General features: G+C 68.3%; 15 protein-coding genes. 4 read left to right on the forward strand and 11 right to left on the reverse strand.

What is annotated here, in order from left to right; genetic code table 11:
• The first annotated feature begins 17 nt into the window (after nt 1-17).
• Nucleotides 18-1,379, forward strand: coding sequence for a hypothetical protein (locus ABS52_02030; GenBank protein ODT04954.1), 1,362 nt, complete (start codon nt 18-20; stop codon nt 1,377-1,379).
• A 113-nt stretch (nt 1,380-1,492) separates the two neighbouring features.
• A complete protein-coding gene (locus ABS52_02035) occupies nt 1,493-2,812 on the forward strand; it encodes a hypothetical protein (GenBank protein ODT04955.1) in 1,320 nt (439 codons plus the stop codon).
• 128 nt (nt 2,813-2,940) lie between these two features.
• Here ABS52_02035 and ABS52_02040 read toward each other — a convergent pair whose 3' ends face one another.
• Complete coding sequence (locus tag ABS52_02040) at nt 2,941-3,498, reverse strand: hypothetical protein (GenBank protein ID ODT04956.1); 558 nt, start codon at nt 3,496-3,498, stop codon at nt 2,941-2,943.
• Between the two features lie 166 nt (nt 3,499-3,664).
• Here ABS52_02040 and ABS52_02045 point away from each other — a divergent pair, with 166 nt between their 5' ends.
• Entirely contained in the window at nt 3,665-4,003 is a 339-nt protein-coding gene (locus ABS52_02045; protein ID ODT04957.1) for a MarR family transcriptional regulator, read from the forward strand.
• 235 nt (nt 4,004-4,238) lie between these two features.
• Here the strand turns inward: ABS52_02045 and ABS52_02050 are convergent, their stop codons facing one another.
• Nucleotides 4,239-5,813: a hypothetical protein gene (locus ABS52_02050; GenBank protein ID ODT04958.1), complete on the reverse strand. Its 1,575-nt coding sequence runs from the start codon at nt 5,811-5,813 to the stop codon at nt 4,239-4,241.
• 341 nt (nt 5,814-6,154) lie between these two features.
• Here ABS52_02050 and sseA point away from each other — a divergent pair, with 341 nt between their 5' ends.
• On the forward strand, nt 6,155-7,021 hold the full coding sequence (gene sseA / locus ABS52_02055; protein ID ODT05115.1) for a 3-mercaptopyruvate sulfurtransferase: 867 nt from the start codon (nt 6,155-6,157) through the stop codon (nt 7,019-7,021).
• 64 nt (nt 7,022-7,085) lie between these two features.
• On the opposite strand, the gene ABS52_02060 is transcribed toward sseA, so the two are convergent.
• From ABS52_02060 to ABS52_02100, 9 genes are read right to left on the reverse strand one after another with little or no spacing between them, the layout of a single operon-like run.
• The gene (locus ABS52_02060) at nt 7,086-7,784 is read right to left on the reverse strand and encodes a phosphoribosyl-ATP diphosphatase (protein ODT04959.1); all 699 of its coding nucleotides are present in this window, start codon (nt 7,782-7,784) and stop codon (nt 7,086-7,088) included.
• Nucleotides 7,777-8,565, reverse strand: a complete 789-nt coding sequence (locus ABS52_02065) for a histidinol-phosphatase (GenBank protein ID ODT04960.1) — start codon at nt 8,563-8,565, stop codon at nt 7,777-7,779. Before ABS52_02065 ends, ABS52_02060 begins: the two co-directional genes overlap by 8 nt.
• Nucleotides 8,562-9,368 carry an imidazole glycerol phosphate synthase subunit HisF gene (locus ABS52_02070; GenBank protein ID ODT04961.1) on the reverse strand — a complete coding sequence of 269 codons (807 nt, stop codon included), beginning with the start codon at nt 9,366-9,368 and terminating at the stop codon, nt 8,562-8,564. Before ABS52_02070 ends, ABS52_02065 begins: the two co-directional genes overlap by 4 nt.
• The gene (locus tag ABS52_02075; protein ID ODT04962.1) at nt 9,368-9,910 is read right to left on the reverse strand and encodes an imidazoleglycerol-phosphate dehydratase; all 543 of its coding nucleotides are present in this window, start codon (nt 9,908-9,910) and stop codon (nt 9,368-9,370) included. Before ABS52_02075 ends, ABS52_02070 begins: the two co-directional genes overlap by 1 nt.
• A complete protein-coding gene (locus ABS52_02080; GenBank protein ODT04963.1) occupies nt 9,907-10,620 on the reverse strand; it encodes a 1-(5-phosphoribosyl)-5-((5-phosphoribosylamino)methylideneamino)imidazole-4-carboxamide isomerase in 714 nt (237 codons plus the stop codon). Before ABS52_02080 ends, ABS52_02075 begins: the two co-directional genes overlap by 4 nt.
• Nucleotides 10,617-11,222 carry an imidazole glycerol phosphate synthase, glutamine amidotransferase subunit gene (locus ABS52_02085; protein ID ODT04964.1) on the reverse strand — a complete coding sequence of 202 codons (606 nt, stop codon included), beginning with the start codon at nt 11,220-11,222 and terminating at the stop codon, nt 10,617-10,619. The genes ABS52_02080 and ABS52_02085 overlap by 4 nt, the downstream gene beginning before the upstream one ends.
• Entirely contained in the window at nt 11,215-12,306 is a 1,092-nt protein-coding gene (locus ABS52_02090) for a hypothetical protein (protein ODT04965.1), read from the reverse strand. The genes ABS52_02085 and ABS52_02090 overlap by 8 nt, the downstream gene beginning before the upstream one ends.
• On the reverse strand, nt 12,303-13,622 hold the full coding sequence (locus ABS52_02095) for a histidinol dehydrogenase (protein ID ODT04966.1): 1,320 nt from the start codon (nt 13,620-13,622) through the stop codon (nt 12,303-12,305). The genes ABS52_02090 and ABS52_02095 overlap by 4 nt, the downstream gene beginning before the upstream one ends.
• The gene (locus ABS52_02100) at nt 13,619-14,485 is read right to left on the reverse strand and encodes an ATP phosphoribosyltransferase (protein ODT04967.1); all 867 of its coding nucleotides are present in this window, start codon (nt 14,483-14,485) and stop codon (nt 13,619-13,621) included. The genes ABS52_02095 and ABS52_02100 overlap by 4 nt, the downstream gene beginning before the upstream one ends.
• Nucleotides 14,486-14,685 lie beyond the last annotated feature (200 nt).

Genomic DNA, 14,685 nt, shown 5'->3' on the forward strand with positions numbered 1-14,685 from the left:
CGGTCGTCCTCGCGTGTATGGCGGTGGCGATGGTGGCAACCGTGGCGACGGGCGCTCAGGCGCAGCGGGTGAACCTGGAGAAGTTCGTTCACCAAAAGGTGCTCGCCAACGGGATGGAGGTCATCGTGGCCGAGAACCATGGCGTGCCGCTGGCCACGGTGGAAATCAACGTGCGGAACGGCTCGTTCACGCAGCCCCCGGGATACGAGGGGTTGGCGCACATGTACGAGCACATGTTCTTCAAGGCCAACGCGCAGCTACCGCGCCCGGACCAGTTCATCGAGCGGGCCTCCGAGCTGGGGGCCGTGTTCAACGGGACGACGCAGGAGGAGCGCGTCAACTACTACATGACGCTCCCCAAGGATTCGCTGGAGGGCGGGATGCGCCTCGTGGCTGCGGCGTTGCGCGAGCCACTCTTCCTTCGCGAGGAGCTGGAGCGCGAGCGTCAGGTGGTCTTGGGGGAATACGACCGGAACGAGGCCTCCCCCTTCTTCGCGCTCACCGAGACCATGGGCAAGCGGCTGTATCCGGGGCAGTGGAGCCGCAAGAACATCATCGGCGAGCGCACGGTGTTGCAGACCGTCGGACCCGACAAGATGCGCGAGATCCAGCTGAAGTACTACGTGCCGAACAACGCGGCCCTCATCGTGGCCGGCGACGTGGATCCCGCGCAGGTGTTTCAGCTGGCGGAGTCGGTGTTCGGTGACTGGCAGCGCGGCGAGGATCCCTTCGCGAAGAATCCGGTGCCGCCGATTCCCGACCTCGCCCGGAGCGAGGCGGTGATCGTGGAACAGCCGGTGAATGCGGTGACGGTGATGATCGAGTGGCAGGGGCCGAGCGTACGACAGGATCCGGCGGCGACGTACGCGGCCGATGTGTTCTCGGACGCGCTCAACCAGCCGGTTTCCACCCTGCAGCAGCGCCTGGTCGACACGGGGCTGTTCCAGTCGGTGGGCGTCAACTACTACACGCTGAACCAGAAGGGCCCGATCTCGATCCTGGGACAGACGACGCCGGAGCGGGTGAAGGAAGCGATTGCGGCGCTCGATCGCGAGATCGGCCGTTTCGCGGATCCCGGCTACATCACGCCGGAGCAGCTCGTGAACGTGAAGGCCCAGCGGGCGGTGAGCACGGCGTACGGGGAGGACCGCGCCAGCGGCTTCGCCCACACGCTGGGGTTCTGGTGGAGCGTGTCGGGGCTGGACTACTACATGGGATACATCGACGGCATGGCGAAGCAGACGCTGCGCGACCTGCAGGGGTACGCGCGCAAGTACATCGTGGGGAAGCCGCGCGTCATCGGAGTCCTCATCGATCCGGAGTCGCGTAGGCGCATCGGACTGACGGAGGAAGACCTGAAGCCGAGGGCGGTGCAGTGAGGGCCGAAGCGGTGCGAGGGTGGCCGAGCATTGGACCGCGCGTTCGACCGGGCGCCGTCAGCGCCAAGGCTGCCGCCAGCTGGTCTTGGTGTCGCCGCGTTCCGTGGATCGTGATGACCCTTTCGCTGGCGCTCGCCGGACCTCGTCACACGGCGCGCGCACAGGCGTCGCCGACGAGCGCGACGATGGAATCGGCGGCCGACACCGGCACGGTGACGTACGTGAGCGGTGGGATCCGGGTCATCCACCGGCGTGCACCTGGCGACATCGCCGTCGCGAACCTGTACCTGCTGGGTGGCGTGCGGCAGGTGACGGTGGGCAATGCGGGGATCGAGCCATTCCTGCTCGAAGCGAGCGAACGGGGGACGAGGGCCTACTCCAGGGACCGGCTGCGGCGTGCCATGGCTCGACTGGGCACGGGGATCGTGGTGGACGCCGACCCGGACTGGACGGTGTTCGGGATTCGGGCGACACGCGCCACCTTCGACAGCACGTGGGCGATCTTCGCCTCGCGGCTCATGCAGCCGACCCTCGATTCGGCGGAAGTGGAGTTGGTGCGCCAGCAGTTCCTGCTGGGGGTGAGCCAGCGACAGGACTCGCCCGACGCGCTGCTGGAGTACCTGGCCGACTCCGTGGCGTTCGCCGGGCATCCGTACGCCATCTCTCCCACCGGAACGGAGGCGTCACTCTCCCGCATCACGCTGAGGGGGCTGCGGCGGTACCACGCCGAGCAGATGGTGAAATCGCGAATGCTCCTGGTGGTGGTGGGGGACCTGTCGCGGGCGAAGCTGGAGCGGCTGATTGGCCAGACGCTGGGCCGGCTGCCCGATGGGCACTACACCTGGACGCTCCCCGACACGCTGCCGCGCACCAGGGCGACGTCGTTCACCGTGGAGCGCTCGCTTCCGACGAACTACATCCTGGGACGCTACGCGGGGCCGCGAGCGGGGACGAAGGACTACCACGCCCTGCGTATCGCGGCGGCGGTGCTGGCGGGGCAGCTGTTCGCCGAGATCCGCTCGAGGCGGAACCTGACGTATGCGGTCGATGCCCCCTTTCTGGAGCGGGCCGTTGCGTCTGGCGGGCTGTACGTCACGACGGTACAGCCCGAGCTCACGGTCGACCTGATGCGACAGCAGCTGGCGGCACTCCGCACGGGGACCATCAACGAGGAGGGGCTGGGGCGGCTGGTGCAACAGTTCCTGACGCAGTTCTACCTCGACAACGAGACCAACGCCAACCAGGCCGACTTCCTGGCGCGATCCTATCTCTTCGAGGGCGACATCCGGGCGGTGGCCCGGTTCGAGCAGGAACTTCGCTCGGTGACGCCACAGGACATCCAGCGGGCCGCGCAGCAATACATTCGCGACGTGCGGTGGGTGTACGTGGGCGACGGGCGTCGCGCGCCGACGCGGTCGTTCGAGCGCTTCTAGGGATCGAGGGACGGACAACGGCGCCGGGCGAACGTAAGTCGCCGGGCGCCGTTGTCGCTTGCCTCGAAGGGTGAGAGGGCGGAGGAGGTCAACCGGGACGGCGGCGTCCCGGCCCCCTCGGCACCGACTCAGTTCCCCGGCTTCACGATCTCGACCTCGAGCGAAATCTTGACGTCCGGCGCCACCACGAGCCCACCGGTCTCGAGCGCGGCATTCCAGGCCAGCCCGTAGTCGAAGCGATTCAGCTTCCCCGTGGCGCTGAAGCCCGCGCGATCCATCCCCCAGGGATCACGGAGCATCCCGTGCGACTCGGCGGCGAGGGTGATCTCCTTCGTCGTGCCCCGGATGGTGAGGAGTCCCACGATCGTGAACGCGTTGTCCTTCCCGGGGGTGATGCTGGTGCTCTTGAAGGTGAGCGCCGGGAAGCTCGCCGCATCGAAGAAGTCCGGCGACTTGAGGTGCGTGTCGCGCTGCTCGTTCCTCGTATCGATGCTCTCGATGGGGATCTCGACATCGATGGACGCCGTCGACAGGTCCGTTCCGTCGAACTGGACCGTTCCCTTGACGTCGGAGAAGCGACCCTTGACCGTCGCGACCATCATGTGGCGAACGGCGAACTCCACGTGCGAGTGTGCGGCGTCGATGGACCAGGTAGCGAGGCCGGGTTGCGGGGCGATGGCAGTCATTGCTGTAACTCCTTTAAGATCATCTACTTGAGTTGGTACGGCTCGTGCCTTCGGCGCGGTTCTCCCGGACGCCGTGAGCCGGGCAGGCAAGCACTTACTTCTGGTAAGAGAGTTTACAGCACACGTCAATTATTGTCAAGTCGCTTATTTCATGTAAGTTCATAGCATGATCGAATCGCACACGCGTCCGCTGTGCCCTCGCTTTCATCGCGCCGTGGAGTTGATCGGCCGGCGCTGGACGGGAGCGATCCTCCGGGTGCTACAGGGAGGGGGCGCGCGCTTCGGCAGTATCGCGGCGGCGATCCCCGAGATGAGCGATCGGATGCTCGCCGAGCGGCTCCGTGAACTCGAACACGAGGGGATCGTCACCCGGAACGTGACGGCAGGGGGATCGCCACACGTGGAGTACGCGCTCACGGAGAAGGGGCGCGCGCTGGACGAGACGTTCTGCGCCATCGCCCGCTGGGCGGAGGCCTGGGGCGACGACCCGCGTGGAGGTGGTTAGCGCCAACGCGCCGTCACTCCGATAGAGAGTGACGGCGCGCTCGAGTCGACGAAGCCGGCGGAGCCTTACTTCTTCTTTTCTGCCTTTCCCTTGACGGGCGGCGACGCGGGCCCGACTCCATCCGGATCGAAGTGCTTCTTGCCCTCGTCGGAGAGGAGACGCTTGAACGACCACCCGGTGAGGCCGAGTACGAAGGCCCAGCTCACCGCCCAGAAGATCACCCACGGTTTCATGATCAGCCCTCCGCGCGGTTGGTGGCGAGTTCCACGAAGCCCTTCCTGTCGTCGTACCTGTTACGCTTCCACGCCATTCGCACCAGGACCGCGGCGATGACGACGAAGAGGAGCAGGATAGACCGCGAGGCCGCGACATAGGGCCACGAGGCCGCGGCGACGGGCGACGAGCCTCCCGCCGAACGTTCGTTGAAGAGGATCGGGAGCGCCTCGGTCGTGCCCCACCACCCCAGCAGGACGAAGAGGTACAGGGGGGTGACGTAGGTCATGATGAACTTGAAGATGATGGGGATCTGGATGTCCGCTCCCTGATGGATCGACTTCCATGCCTCGTTTGGCTTGAAGATCCACATGAAGACAATCGTCTCGACGACGGCGACGAGGACCAGGCCGAAGGTTCCCGCCCAGTAGTCCCACTCGTCCAGGAAGCCGTGCTGCAGCCAGTGCACGTGCATCATCCCGAAGACGAGGCAGAACCCACCGAGAGCCCAGGCGACCGTCTCGCGCTTGGCCCCGAACTCTTCGCGGAAGAAGGCGACGATCGGGGTAAGCATCGAAACCGACGAGGTGATTCCCGCGAAGAAGAGGAGCCCGAACCACATGAAGCCGAGAAGCGGGCCGATGGGGAGCGTCTTGTCGATCTGCTGGAAGACCACCGGCATGGTGGCGAAGCCGAGGTCGAACGAGCCACCGTTGGCGATCGCCATGGCGCCACTGACCCCGAAGAACGTCACTGCCGCCGGAATGGCGATCGAGCCGCCGAGCACGACCTCCGCGGTCTCGTTGGTGGCCGACGTCGCAAGACCGTTGAGCGCGATATCGTCCTTGGTGCTGAGGTACGAGGCGTATGCCTGCAGCGACCCCATGCCGACGGAGAGGGTGAAGAAGATCTGTCCGGCGGCGGCAAGCCACACCCCCGCTTCCCCAAGTTTGCTGAAGTCCGGCGTGTAGAGGAAGGCGAGACCGTCGCTGATGGGGTTGGTCCCGATGCCGGCCTGTTCAGGCATGAAGAGGACGACTCCGGCGAGGATCATCGCAAAGAGGAACAGGATCGGCATCCCGATCTTGGCGAGCTTCTCGATCCCTCCGGAGATCCCCTTGGAGAGGACCCAGATGTTGAGCGCGAGCGTTCCCGCATAGAACAGGTAGGGAGTCCACGTGCTGTGATAGACGGTGGCCCCTTCTGCGTGAATCGCCTGGAACGAGCGCAGGTAGCCGATCATCCCTTCCTGCGTGGTGAGCCCCCAGTAGTCCTTCGTGAGCGAGAAGATGGCGAAGGCCGCGGTCCAGCTCTCGAGGTAGGTGTAGTAGATCATCACGGCGAGCGGGATGACCATCCCGACGACGCCGACGTACTTCGCGGCGGGGTGCTTCCAGATGGCGGCGAGCATCCCGGGAAAGTGCCCCTTCCGGTAGCGTCCGCCGTTGCGTCCGATGCCCCACTCGATCCACATCAACGGAATGCCGATGACGAGGAGCGCGATGAAGTACGGGACCATGAACGATCCGCCGCCATTGGCGGCAGCCTGGCGCGGGAAGCGCAGGAAGTTGCCGAGTCCGACCGCATTCCCCGCCATGGCGAGGATCAGGCCGATACGACTACCCCACGCTTCGTTCGACGACGACGCGTTGGACGACAAGGGTTTACTGGGATGAGGGAGAAGGTCAGCCCCTCGCGCTACGACGCGAGGCGGGCCCGCAGGCGCCTGGCCAAGGACTCCGGGGCCGCGGGCGGCGAGGAAGATACAGCCGGAGCGGCGTTCGTCGATCCACCCCCCCAGGCCTTGGCATTGGCACAAGGGGGCTCGCCGAAGGTCGATCCGGGGCCTACCCTGGCTTCTCCCCGGAGCCTCCCGGGTGGGGTGACGACGGATCGATGCGACTGGCGTTCGCGACTACCGGGACCATCTTCCCCGGCATGACGCCACTTGCCCTCCCGACACCGCTCGTCACCACCGCCTGGCTTGCCGAACACCTCGGAAGTCCGGGGCTGAAGGTCGTGGATGCCACGACGCACCTCGTGACCGCCAATCGTGATGCCCACGGCGAGTACCTGGCGGGGCACATCCCGGGTGCGGTATTCGCGGACATCGACTGGCTGAGTGACGAGACGTCGTCGCTCCCCCATACGTTTCCGACGCCGGAGCAGTTCGCCGCGCGCATGAGCACGCTCGGGATCGAGAACGACGACGCGGTGGTCGTCTACGACAGCTCGGGGCAGAACTTCAGCGCGCCACGCCTGTGGTTCATGCTGCGTGCCTTTGGGCATGAACGGGTGGCGGTGCTGGATGGTGGGCTGCGCCGATGGGCGCTGGACGGTCGCGCGATCGAGACGGGGCCGGTGGCCCAGACGCCGTCGCACTTCGTTCCCCACCTCGACGCGTCACGACTCCGCGATCGCGCGGCGGTTGAGGCAAACCTGCGCGCGAGGCGCGAGCAGGTGGTGGACGCTCGATCGCCGGGGCGCTTCGCGGCGACCGAACCGGAGCCACGGCCGGGGATTCGTGGCGGCCACATCCCGGGGAGCCGCAACGTGCACTACGCACGCCTCGTGCAGCCGGACGGGACGCTGCGTCCGGCGGCCGAGCTTCGGGCGATCATGGAGGAAGCGGGCGTCGCCGTCGACCGTCCGGTCGTCGCCAGCTGCGGATCAGGGGTGACGGCGTGTGCGGTGGTCCTGGCGCTCGAGGTACTCGGAGCGCGGGAGACGGCGGTGTACGACGGGAGCTGGACGGAGTGGGGCGGGCGGAGCGACACGCCGGTCGAGACGGGGGAGGCGCAGTAGGGCGGGGCGTGCGAGGGTAGAGCGACGAGGGCGGGGCGAGCGGGACGACGCCCCGTCGCTGCCGCTATCGCGCCCGCTCGTCCAGGACGCGCGCGACGTCGTCCACGGCCACGTCGATGGCGGCAAGCGCGACCAAGGCATGGTAGATGACGTCGCCGGCTTCCTCTGCCGCGCGGGCGCGATCCTCGTCGGCACACGCGACGGCCAACTCGGTCGCCTCCTCGCCAAGTTTCTTCAACCTCAGGTTGCGATCGATGAGGAGGCGTTGCGTGTAAGTCGGCTTGCCCCCCTCCGGCAGTGGCAAGGCCGCTTTCCGCGCGGCCACGGTCGCGGCGAGTCGCACCAGGACTCCCGATGCCGCGCTGCCAGCTGCGGTTGACCTGGCGTGCCCGGAGGGTGAGGCAGCTCGAGGACGCGAGTCGTCCTGCAAGCCTCGATGCTCGAGGGCGCTTCCCTGGTCGAAGCAGCTGATCGCCCCGGTGTGGCAGGCCGGCCCAGCGGGTGCCACGAAGGCCAGGACGGCATCTCCGTCGCAATCGACGCGCAAGGCGACCACGCGCTGCACATTGCCGCTGGTTGCCCCCTTGTGCCACAGCCCCCGAGAACGCGAGTGGTAGTGCATCTCTCCGGTGTCCAAGGTGCGGGCAAGGGCCTCACGGTCGGCGCGGGCGACCATCAGGACCTGTAGCGTCGTCGCGTCCTGGGCGACGACGGTCACGAAGCCACCGCCCTTGGCGAAGTCCAGCGCGTCGAGATCAAGCATGGTCGCGATCCTCCGGGATCCCCAAGGCCTCGCGGAAGGGCGCGGCGAGTACGGCATTGCTCGCCACGCCGTCCCCGCCATCCACCTTGCCCCCCCCACGCCAGTCGGTGTACACCCCTCCGGCCTCCCGAACGATGGGGATCAGCGCCGCCGCATCCCACGGGCTCAGCCGATCGTCGACCATCAGCTCCGCCCGCCCGGTGGCCACCTGCACGTAGCCGTAACAGTCTCCCCAGGTGCGCGAGACGGCCACGCGCCCGCCTAACGCGGCCCACTTGGCCCCCCGCTGCGGGTTGTATGGAAAGCGCGCATCGGTCACCAGGATCGTGGCGGCGTCGAGCGACGACACGGTCGACACGTGGCAACGGCTCGCATTGAACCAGCACCCTTCCCCGGCCGCAGCCGCGACGAGTTCGCCCACCGCCGGACAGTAGATGGCCCCCGCCAGCACCTCGTCGCCTTGGGCCACGCCGATCATCGTTCCCCACAGGGGAACACCACGCACGAACGTCTTGGTGCCGTCAATCGGGTCGATGAACCAGCGGCGCTGCCGATCGTCGCCGGAGGCGCCGAACTCCTCGCCGAGCACGGCGTCGTCGGGAAAGCGTTCGGCGATCCAACGACGCGCCACCTCCTCTGCGGTGCGGTCGGCAATGGTGACGGGGCTGCCATCGCCCTTGGTGTCGACAGCGAGCCCGCTCTTGAAATAGCGCAGCGCGACGTCGCCGGCGACGCGGGCAACATCGGCGACCGCCTCGAGGAGAAGCGACGGTGTGGTCATGAGGCGCTCCTCCGGGGTGCCCGATCCTCGACGAGGCTCGACGCCGGGACCAGGCGGACGGGGAGGCCGCTGTCTTGCATGGCCCGCTTGAGCGCGGCCACGGTCGTGATCTCATCGTGCAGGATGCCCGCGACCAGCGCCGCGTCCGCCCCGCCGGGGCCGAGCGCTTCGCACACATGCGCCGCGCTCCCGGCGCCGCCCGATGCGATCACCGGAACATTGACGGCGTCGCTGATCGCACGCGTGAGGGGGATGTCGTAGCCCGCTCGCACGCCGTCGCGGTCGATGCTGGTGAGCAGGATCTCCCCTGCACCGCGCCGTTCGCATTCCTGCGCCCACGCGACGGCCTCGAGCTCCGTCGGGACCTTCCCTCCCTTCACGAAGACCCGGTAGGTGCCGTCGATGAGGGCGGCGTCGATGCTGGCCACGACACATTGCGCCCCGAAACGATGCGCGGCCTCGGAGAGGACCTCGGGGCGCTCCACGGCCGCCGTGTTGAGGCTGACCTTGTCGGCTCCGGCCCTTAGTGCACGCGCGACATCGTCTGCCGAACGGATGCCGCCGCCGATGGTGAGGGGGATGAACAGGCGTTCTGCGGTCCGTCTCGCGAGGTCGAGGAAGGTGGCACGCTCCTCGGCGCTGGCGGAGATGTCGAGGTAGACGATCTCGTCCGCTCCCTCGCGTTCATACCGCTCGGCGAGCGCGACCGGATCTCCCACGTCGCGCAGCGACTCGAAGTTCACGCCCTTCACCACGCGCCCCCCCTTCACGTCGAGGCAGACGATCAAGCGCCGCGTGAGCATTACTGGCCCCCCCGCTTGAGGGAGACGCTGCCCTTGGTGGAGAAGACCGCACCGCTGTCGACCAGGGCGTCACGCAGGGCCAGGCCGAGCGCCTTGAATGCGGCTTCGACGATGTGGTGCCGATCGGTGCCGCGCAGCACCCGCAGGTGCAACGTGGTGCCGGCGTGCTCGGCGAACGAGCGCATGAAGTGATCGTAGAGCGAGCTGGGGAGCGGCCCCTCGTAGTAGAAGCGCCCGCCGATGTCGAGGGCGCACTCCACCACCGCCTCGTCCATGGGGACGACGCGGTGCCCGTAGCGCGCCGCGGTCGCGGGGATCTCACCCTTGAACGCCGCCCCGAGCGCGATGGCCACGTCCTCGATGAGGTGGTGGCGCAGGTCGCCGCGCGCGTGCAGCTCCAGTGCCACCCCGGCGTACCGGGCCCACGTGAGGAGCATGTGGTCGAGGAAGGGGAGCGAGGTGTCGACGGCGATGTCACCGCCGCCACGCGTGACGGTCACGCGAATGGACGTCTCGCGGGTTTCGCGCTCGATGGTACTCATGCGGCAAACTCCTCGACGATGGCACGCGGGTCGATCGCGCCGGTATACAGGGCCATTCCGATGACCGCGCCAGCGACTCCCCGATCCTGCAAGGCGTAGAGGTCGCCGGTGCTCGACACGCCGCCAGCCGCGAAGACGGGGAAGGCGGCGGCTTCCACCACGTCCTCCATCAGCGGGAGGTCGGTGCCTTGCAGCTGTCCTTCCCGGTGCACCGCCGTCACCAGGAGGGCGGCGAGGGGGAGGCCACTCATCTCCTCGACCATGTCGAGGACGTTGCGCGGGAGGGTGCGCTGCCAGCCGCGCGTGGTCACGCGTCGATCCCGCACGTCGGCCGCGACGATGACCTGGCCCGGATTGTCGTGTGCCAGCTCGGCGAGCCAGTCCAGGTCCTCGAGCGCCCGCGTCCCGACGATGGCGCAGCGCGCGCCGTCGTCGAGGATGTCGCGAACGGCATCGGTCGTCCGGAGCCCGCCCCCCACCTGCACCTCCGCCAGCTGCTCGCGGAGCATCTCGCGTATGAGCGGAAGGTTGCTCCCCTTCTCGAGGGCTGCATCGAGGTCGACGACGTGCAGGCGCGCGAAGCCGAGGCGGGCCCACTCACGCGCCACGGCCAACGGGTCATCGAGCCGGACGCGTTCCTCGGCGTACTCCCCTCCCACCAGCTGCACGCACGCCCCCTCACGCAGGTCTACCGCGGGGATAGCGATCATCGAAGCGCCTCCGCCAGGAACGCGTGAATGAAGGCCACGCCGGCGCCCGACGACTTCTCCGGGTGAAACTGGACACCGACGGTGCGACCGCGCCGCACGGACGCGGGGAAGCGATCGCCTTCGTGCGTACTCCATGCCGTGACGAGCGTGGGGTCGTCGGGACGGCAGACGTACGAGTTGGCGTAGTACACGTGCCGCAGCCCCGACGTGGTGAACAAGGGATCGGCGGCGTCGTCGACCGAGTTCCAACCGATCTGCGGGAGCCGATGGGCGGCAAGGCGCGACACGCGCCCGGGGATGATCCCGAGCCCCTCCCCCGGCCCCTCTTCACTTCCGTCGAACAGGAGCTGCATGCCGAGACAGATGCCGAGGCAGGGAAGGCCGTCCTCGAGCGCGCGTCGCATCGCGTCGCGTCCAGGTTGCAGGCGCTCCGCAGCGGGCGTGAATGCGCCAACGCCCGGGAGCAGGAGGACGTCGGTCCTTGCGGCGCGCACGGGGTCGGGCTCGATCACCGGCGTAGTGCCGGCGCTGGCCACCGCCTTGGCCAGCGAGTGGAGGTTGCCAGCGCCGTAGTCGAAGATCGTGATCCGCGGTTCACGCATCGCCCGCTCCCCTTGCCGTGACGACGCGTGCTTCGTCGGGAACGATCTCGGCCAGCGCCGCCAGCACGCGTTCCATCGACGGCCAGTCGGCGATGCTGATGCGCAGGGCGTCGCCAATGCCGGGAAGTCCGGTGAAGTGGCGCACCAGGATGCCGCGTTCACGCAGGCCGAGCATGGCCGCGCGCGCGTCGCGCACGGGAAGCAGGACGAAGTTTGCCGCGCTGGGAAGCGGCCGGAAGCCCGTCGCCTGCAACGCCGCGGTGAAGCGATCACGCGATGCGATGATGCGGGCGACGCTTGCGCGCGTCCAGCCCAGGTCCTCGGTCACGGCGGCCAGCGCCGCGAGCTCACCCAACGCGGTGACGGTGAACGGACCGCGTGCCTTCTCCAGCTCGGCGATGAGGGGGCGGGCGCCCACCGCGTAGCCGACACGCATCCCCGCCAGCCCGAACGCCTTGGAGAAGGTCCGGAAGACGAGCGATCGGCCGTGCGCCGGCGCCTCGCGCGCGAGGTTGGATCCCGCGAATTCGGCGTACGCCTCGTCCACGAAGACGACCCCCGCGCACCGTTCGAGGAGGTGCTGCAGCGTGGCGTGCGCCACCGGCAGGCCCGTGGGGTTGTTGGGCGTGCAGAGGTACGTGATGGGTGCCTGCGCGGCAACGAGCCGCTCTCCGTCGGCGTCGAGCGTCGCGGCAACGGGGACGGGGACCGGGACGAGCGAGTTGGAGACGGCGAAGACGCGCGCCATGACGAAGGTGGGGTCCATGTACGCCACGCGCGCCCCGGGCTCGCCGAGCGCGCGGAAGGCGCAGCTCATGACCTCGTCGGACCCGCATCCCACCATCACCTCGTCCGGCGCGACGCCGATGTAGGCGGCAATCGCCTCTCGCAGCAGGTGCGAGTAGGTGGATGGGTAACGCGCCAGCCGGTTGTCGACGCCGCCCGCGATGGCTCGCAATGCGGCTGGCGGGACGCCGAAGGGCGAGGTGTTGTCGGCCAGCTCGAGCTCGCAGGGCGTGGGATCCACGTCGTAGGCGCGCAGCTCGCGATATGCCGGGCGCGGCGACCAGGGGCGTGCGCTCATGTCGGTTCACCCTTCGCGATCCACCCGCGCGCCGCCCGTGCGTGACCATCGAGCCCCTCGGCGTCGGCGAAGACCCCGACGTCGCGGGCCAGCCGCGCAGAGGCGTCCGGCGTGACACGCTGATACGTCGTGAAGCGAACGAAATCCAGGGTCGAGAGCCCCGAGTAGGAGCGGGCCAGTCCGTTGGTGGGGAGCGTGTGATTGGCGCCGGTCATGTAGTCGCCAAACGAGACCGACGCCGACTCGCCGACGAAGATGGTCCCGGCGTTCCGCAGCTGGCCGAGGAGCCGGTCCGCGTCGGCCGGGTCGACCGCCAGCAGGAGATGCTCAGGGGCGTACGCATTGGCGAAGATCACCGCGTCGTCGAGCGATCCCACCGAGACGACGCCACCGTTCGCTTCCAGTGCCTGCCGGATGATGTTTGCCCGTGCATAGCCGCCCACCATGGTGTCCAGCGCGGTCTCGAGCTGGGCAGCGATGTCGTCGCCGACGGCCACGGCCACCACGCACGCCTGGGGGTCGTGCTCGGCCTGGGCGAGCATCTCGCGAGCCACCTGCCCGGTGTCGGCGTTCCCGTCGAGAATCACCAGAAGCTCGCTGGGGCCGGCCGGAGAATCGATGGCGCACGACCGGCCGACCTGCACCTTGGCCTCGGCGACCCAGGCGTTGCCCGGACCCACGATGCGATCGACACGGGGTACGCTTTGCGTGCCATAGGCCATGGCTCCGACCGCCCCAGCGCCGCCGATCGCGAACACCTTGTCGACGCCGGCGATGGCGCAGGCGGCCAGGACCACCATGGACGGGATTCCGTTGCTCCCCGGCGGCGAGCAGACGATGACGTCTCGGACCCCCGCCACCTTGGCCGGGATCGCGCCCATGAGGACGGAGCTCGGATACGCGGCGCGGCCGCCGGGGGCGTACACCCCCACCCGGCCCAACGGGTCGGGGCGGCGCCCGATGACGATGCCGGCCTCCGTCTCGACCTCCGTCAGGACCGGCAGGAAGGCCCTGTGGGCCGCTTCGATGTTGCGGGCGGCGCGCTCCATTGCGGTGCGCACCGCGGGGTCGATCGCCTCCAGCGCCTTCGTCCACTCGTTCTTCGGGACTTCGAGGCGCTTGAGCGTGACCCCGTCATACTCCCGGGCGAGCGACCGGAGGACGCTGTCTCCCTCGCGACGGACGGCGTCGAGGATGGCGGCCACCGTGTCGCGCAACACGTCGTCCTCGGCCGTCGACCGGTCGAGGAGGGCGCGCCGAGCATCGGGATCCAAGGACGACACCGCGCCCTGAAAACGCAGCTTGAGCGTGCTCACGGCATCAGCCTCTCGATTCGAGTGACGAGGATTCCTTCCGCTCCGAGCGACTTGAGCGAGGCGATCGTGCGGTAGATGGATGTGGCGGGGACGACGGCGTGGACCGCGACGTGGCTTCCGCCGTTCAAGATGTCGATCACCGTTGGGCCGTTGAGCCCCGGGATGATCTCCTTCACCCGCGCAAGCGACTGGCGCGGCACGTTCGCCATCAGGTATCGCTGCCCCCGGGCTCGCAGCACCGACTCGAGCGCCGATGTGAGCTCCCGGAGTGCCTGCCCTTTCCCTGCGTCGCGCTCAGCCGCCTCCGGGGCCGTGACGAGACGGGCCGTGGAGGTCATGACGGTCTGGACCTCACGCAGTCCGTTCATCTTGAGCGTCGAGCCGGTGGAAGTGAGGTCGACGACAACGTCGGCGATGCCGAGGTGTGGCGCAATCTCGGCCGCACCGCTGACGGGAACCACTTCCACGTCAATGGAGTGCGATTCGAAAAAGGCCCGCGTGATGCGCGGAAAGACCGTCGCGACGCGGGTGCCACGCGTCAGGTCGGAGATGAGCTTGACGCGGGACTCCTCCCGAACCGCCACCACCAGCCTGCATTTCCCGAAGCCGAGGTCGAGGCGCGAGTCGAGGGGGCGCTCGGATTCGCTGACGAGGTCCCACCCGGTGACGCCGGCATCGGCGGCGCCGTCGGCCACGAACTCGGGGATGTCCTGGGCCCGGACGAAGATGGCCTCGAACTCGCCGCCGAGCGATGCGGTCAGGGCCCGATCGCCCTGGGCGCGCACTTCGAGTCCTGCATCGTTGAAGAGCTCTCGCGCTTCGTCGGAGAGCCGCCCCTTGTTGGGCAGTGCGATCTTCAGCATGGAACGAAAGAAGGGCGAAAAAGAAAAAGGCCCGTCCGGTGGACGGGCCTCGGCACTCAGGCGTACGCTGCTGGCGCTATGGCTGCCAACTACCGCACGCGAAAGACGCCCAGGCCCGTGAGGGCATGGCCGTGGTGCGCGTGATGGTGGTGGCCTGACAGGAGGTGGAGCATGGGCGGAACGTAGCCGCGGCAGCGCGG

Source organism: Gemmatimonadetes bacterium SCN 70-22 (assembly GCA_001724275.1).
Lineage (GTDB): Bacteria > Gemmatimonadota > Gemmatimonadetes > Gemmatimonadales > Gemmatimonadaceae > SCN-70-22.

Excerpts from the sequence above, each read along its gene's own strand:
- ABS52_02080 (ODT04963.1), bottom strand. The coding sequence starts at position 10,620 with ATGATCGCTATCCCCGCGGTAGACCTGCGTGAGGGGGCGTGCGTGCAG.
- sseA (ODT05115.1), top strand. The coding sequence starts at position 6,155 with ATGACGCCACTTGCCCTCCCGACACCGCTCGTCACCACCGCCTGGCTT.
- ABS52_02070 (ODT04961.1), bottom strand. The coding sequence starts at position 9,368 with ATGCTCACGCGGCGCTTGATCGTCTGCCTCGACGTGAAGGGGGGGCGC.
- ABS52_02090 (ODT04965.1), bottom strand. The coding sequence starts at position 12,306 with ATGAGCGCACGCCCCTGGTCGCCGCGCCCGGCATATCGCGAGCTGCGC.
- ABS52_02040 (ODT04956.1), bottom strand. The coding sequence starts at position 3,498 with ATGACTGCCATCGCCCCGCAACCCGGCCTCGCTACCTGGTCCATCGAC.
- ABS52_02045 (ODT04957.1), top strand. The coding sequence starts at position 3,665 with ATGATCGAATCGCACACGCGTCCGCTGTGCCCTCGCTTTCATCGCGCC.
- ABS52_02100 (ODT04967.1), bottom strand. The coding sequence starts at position 14,485 with ATGCTGAAGATCGCACTGCCCAACAAGGGGCGGCTCTCCGACGAAGCG.
- ABS52_02065 (ODT04960.1), bottom strand. The coding sequence starts at position 8,565 with ATGACCACACCGTCGCTTCTCCTCGAGGCGGTCGCCGATGTTGCCCGC.
- ABS52_02075 (ODT04962.1), bottom strand. The coding sequence starts at position 9,910 with ATGAGTACCATCGAGCGCGAAACCCGCGAGACGTCCATTCGCGTGACC.
- ABS52_02050 (ODT04958.1), bottom strand. The coding sequence starts at position 5,813 with ATGGCGGGGAATGCGGTCGGACTCGGCAACTTCCTGCGCTTCCCGCGC.
- ABS52_02035 (ODT04955.1), top strand. The coding sequence starts at position 1,493 with ATGACCCTTTCGCTGGCGCTCGCCGGACCTCGTCACACGGCGCGCGCA.
- ABS52_02085 (ODT04964.1), bottom strand. The coding sequence starts at position 11,222 with ATGCGTGAACCGCGGATCACGATCTTCGACTACGGCGCTGGCAACCTC.
- ABS52_02060 (ODT04959.1), bottom strand. The coding sequence starts at position 7,784 with ATGCTTGATCTCGACGCGCTGGACTTCGCCAAGGGCGGTGGCTTCGTG.
- ABS52_02030 (ODT04954.1), top strand. The coding sequence starts at position 18 with ATGGCGGTGGCGATGGTGGCAACCGTGGCGACGGGCGCTCAGGCGCAG.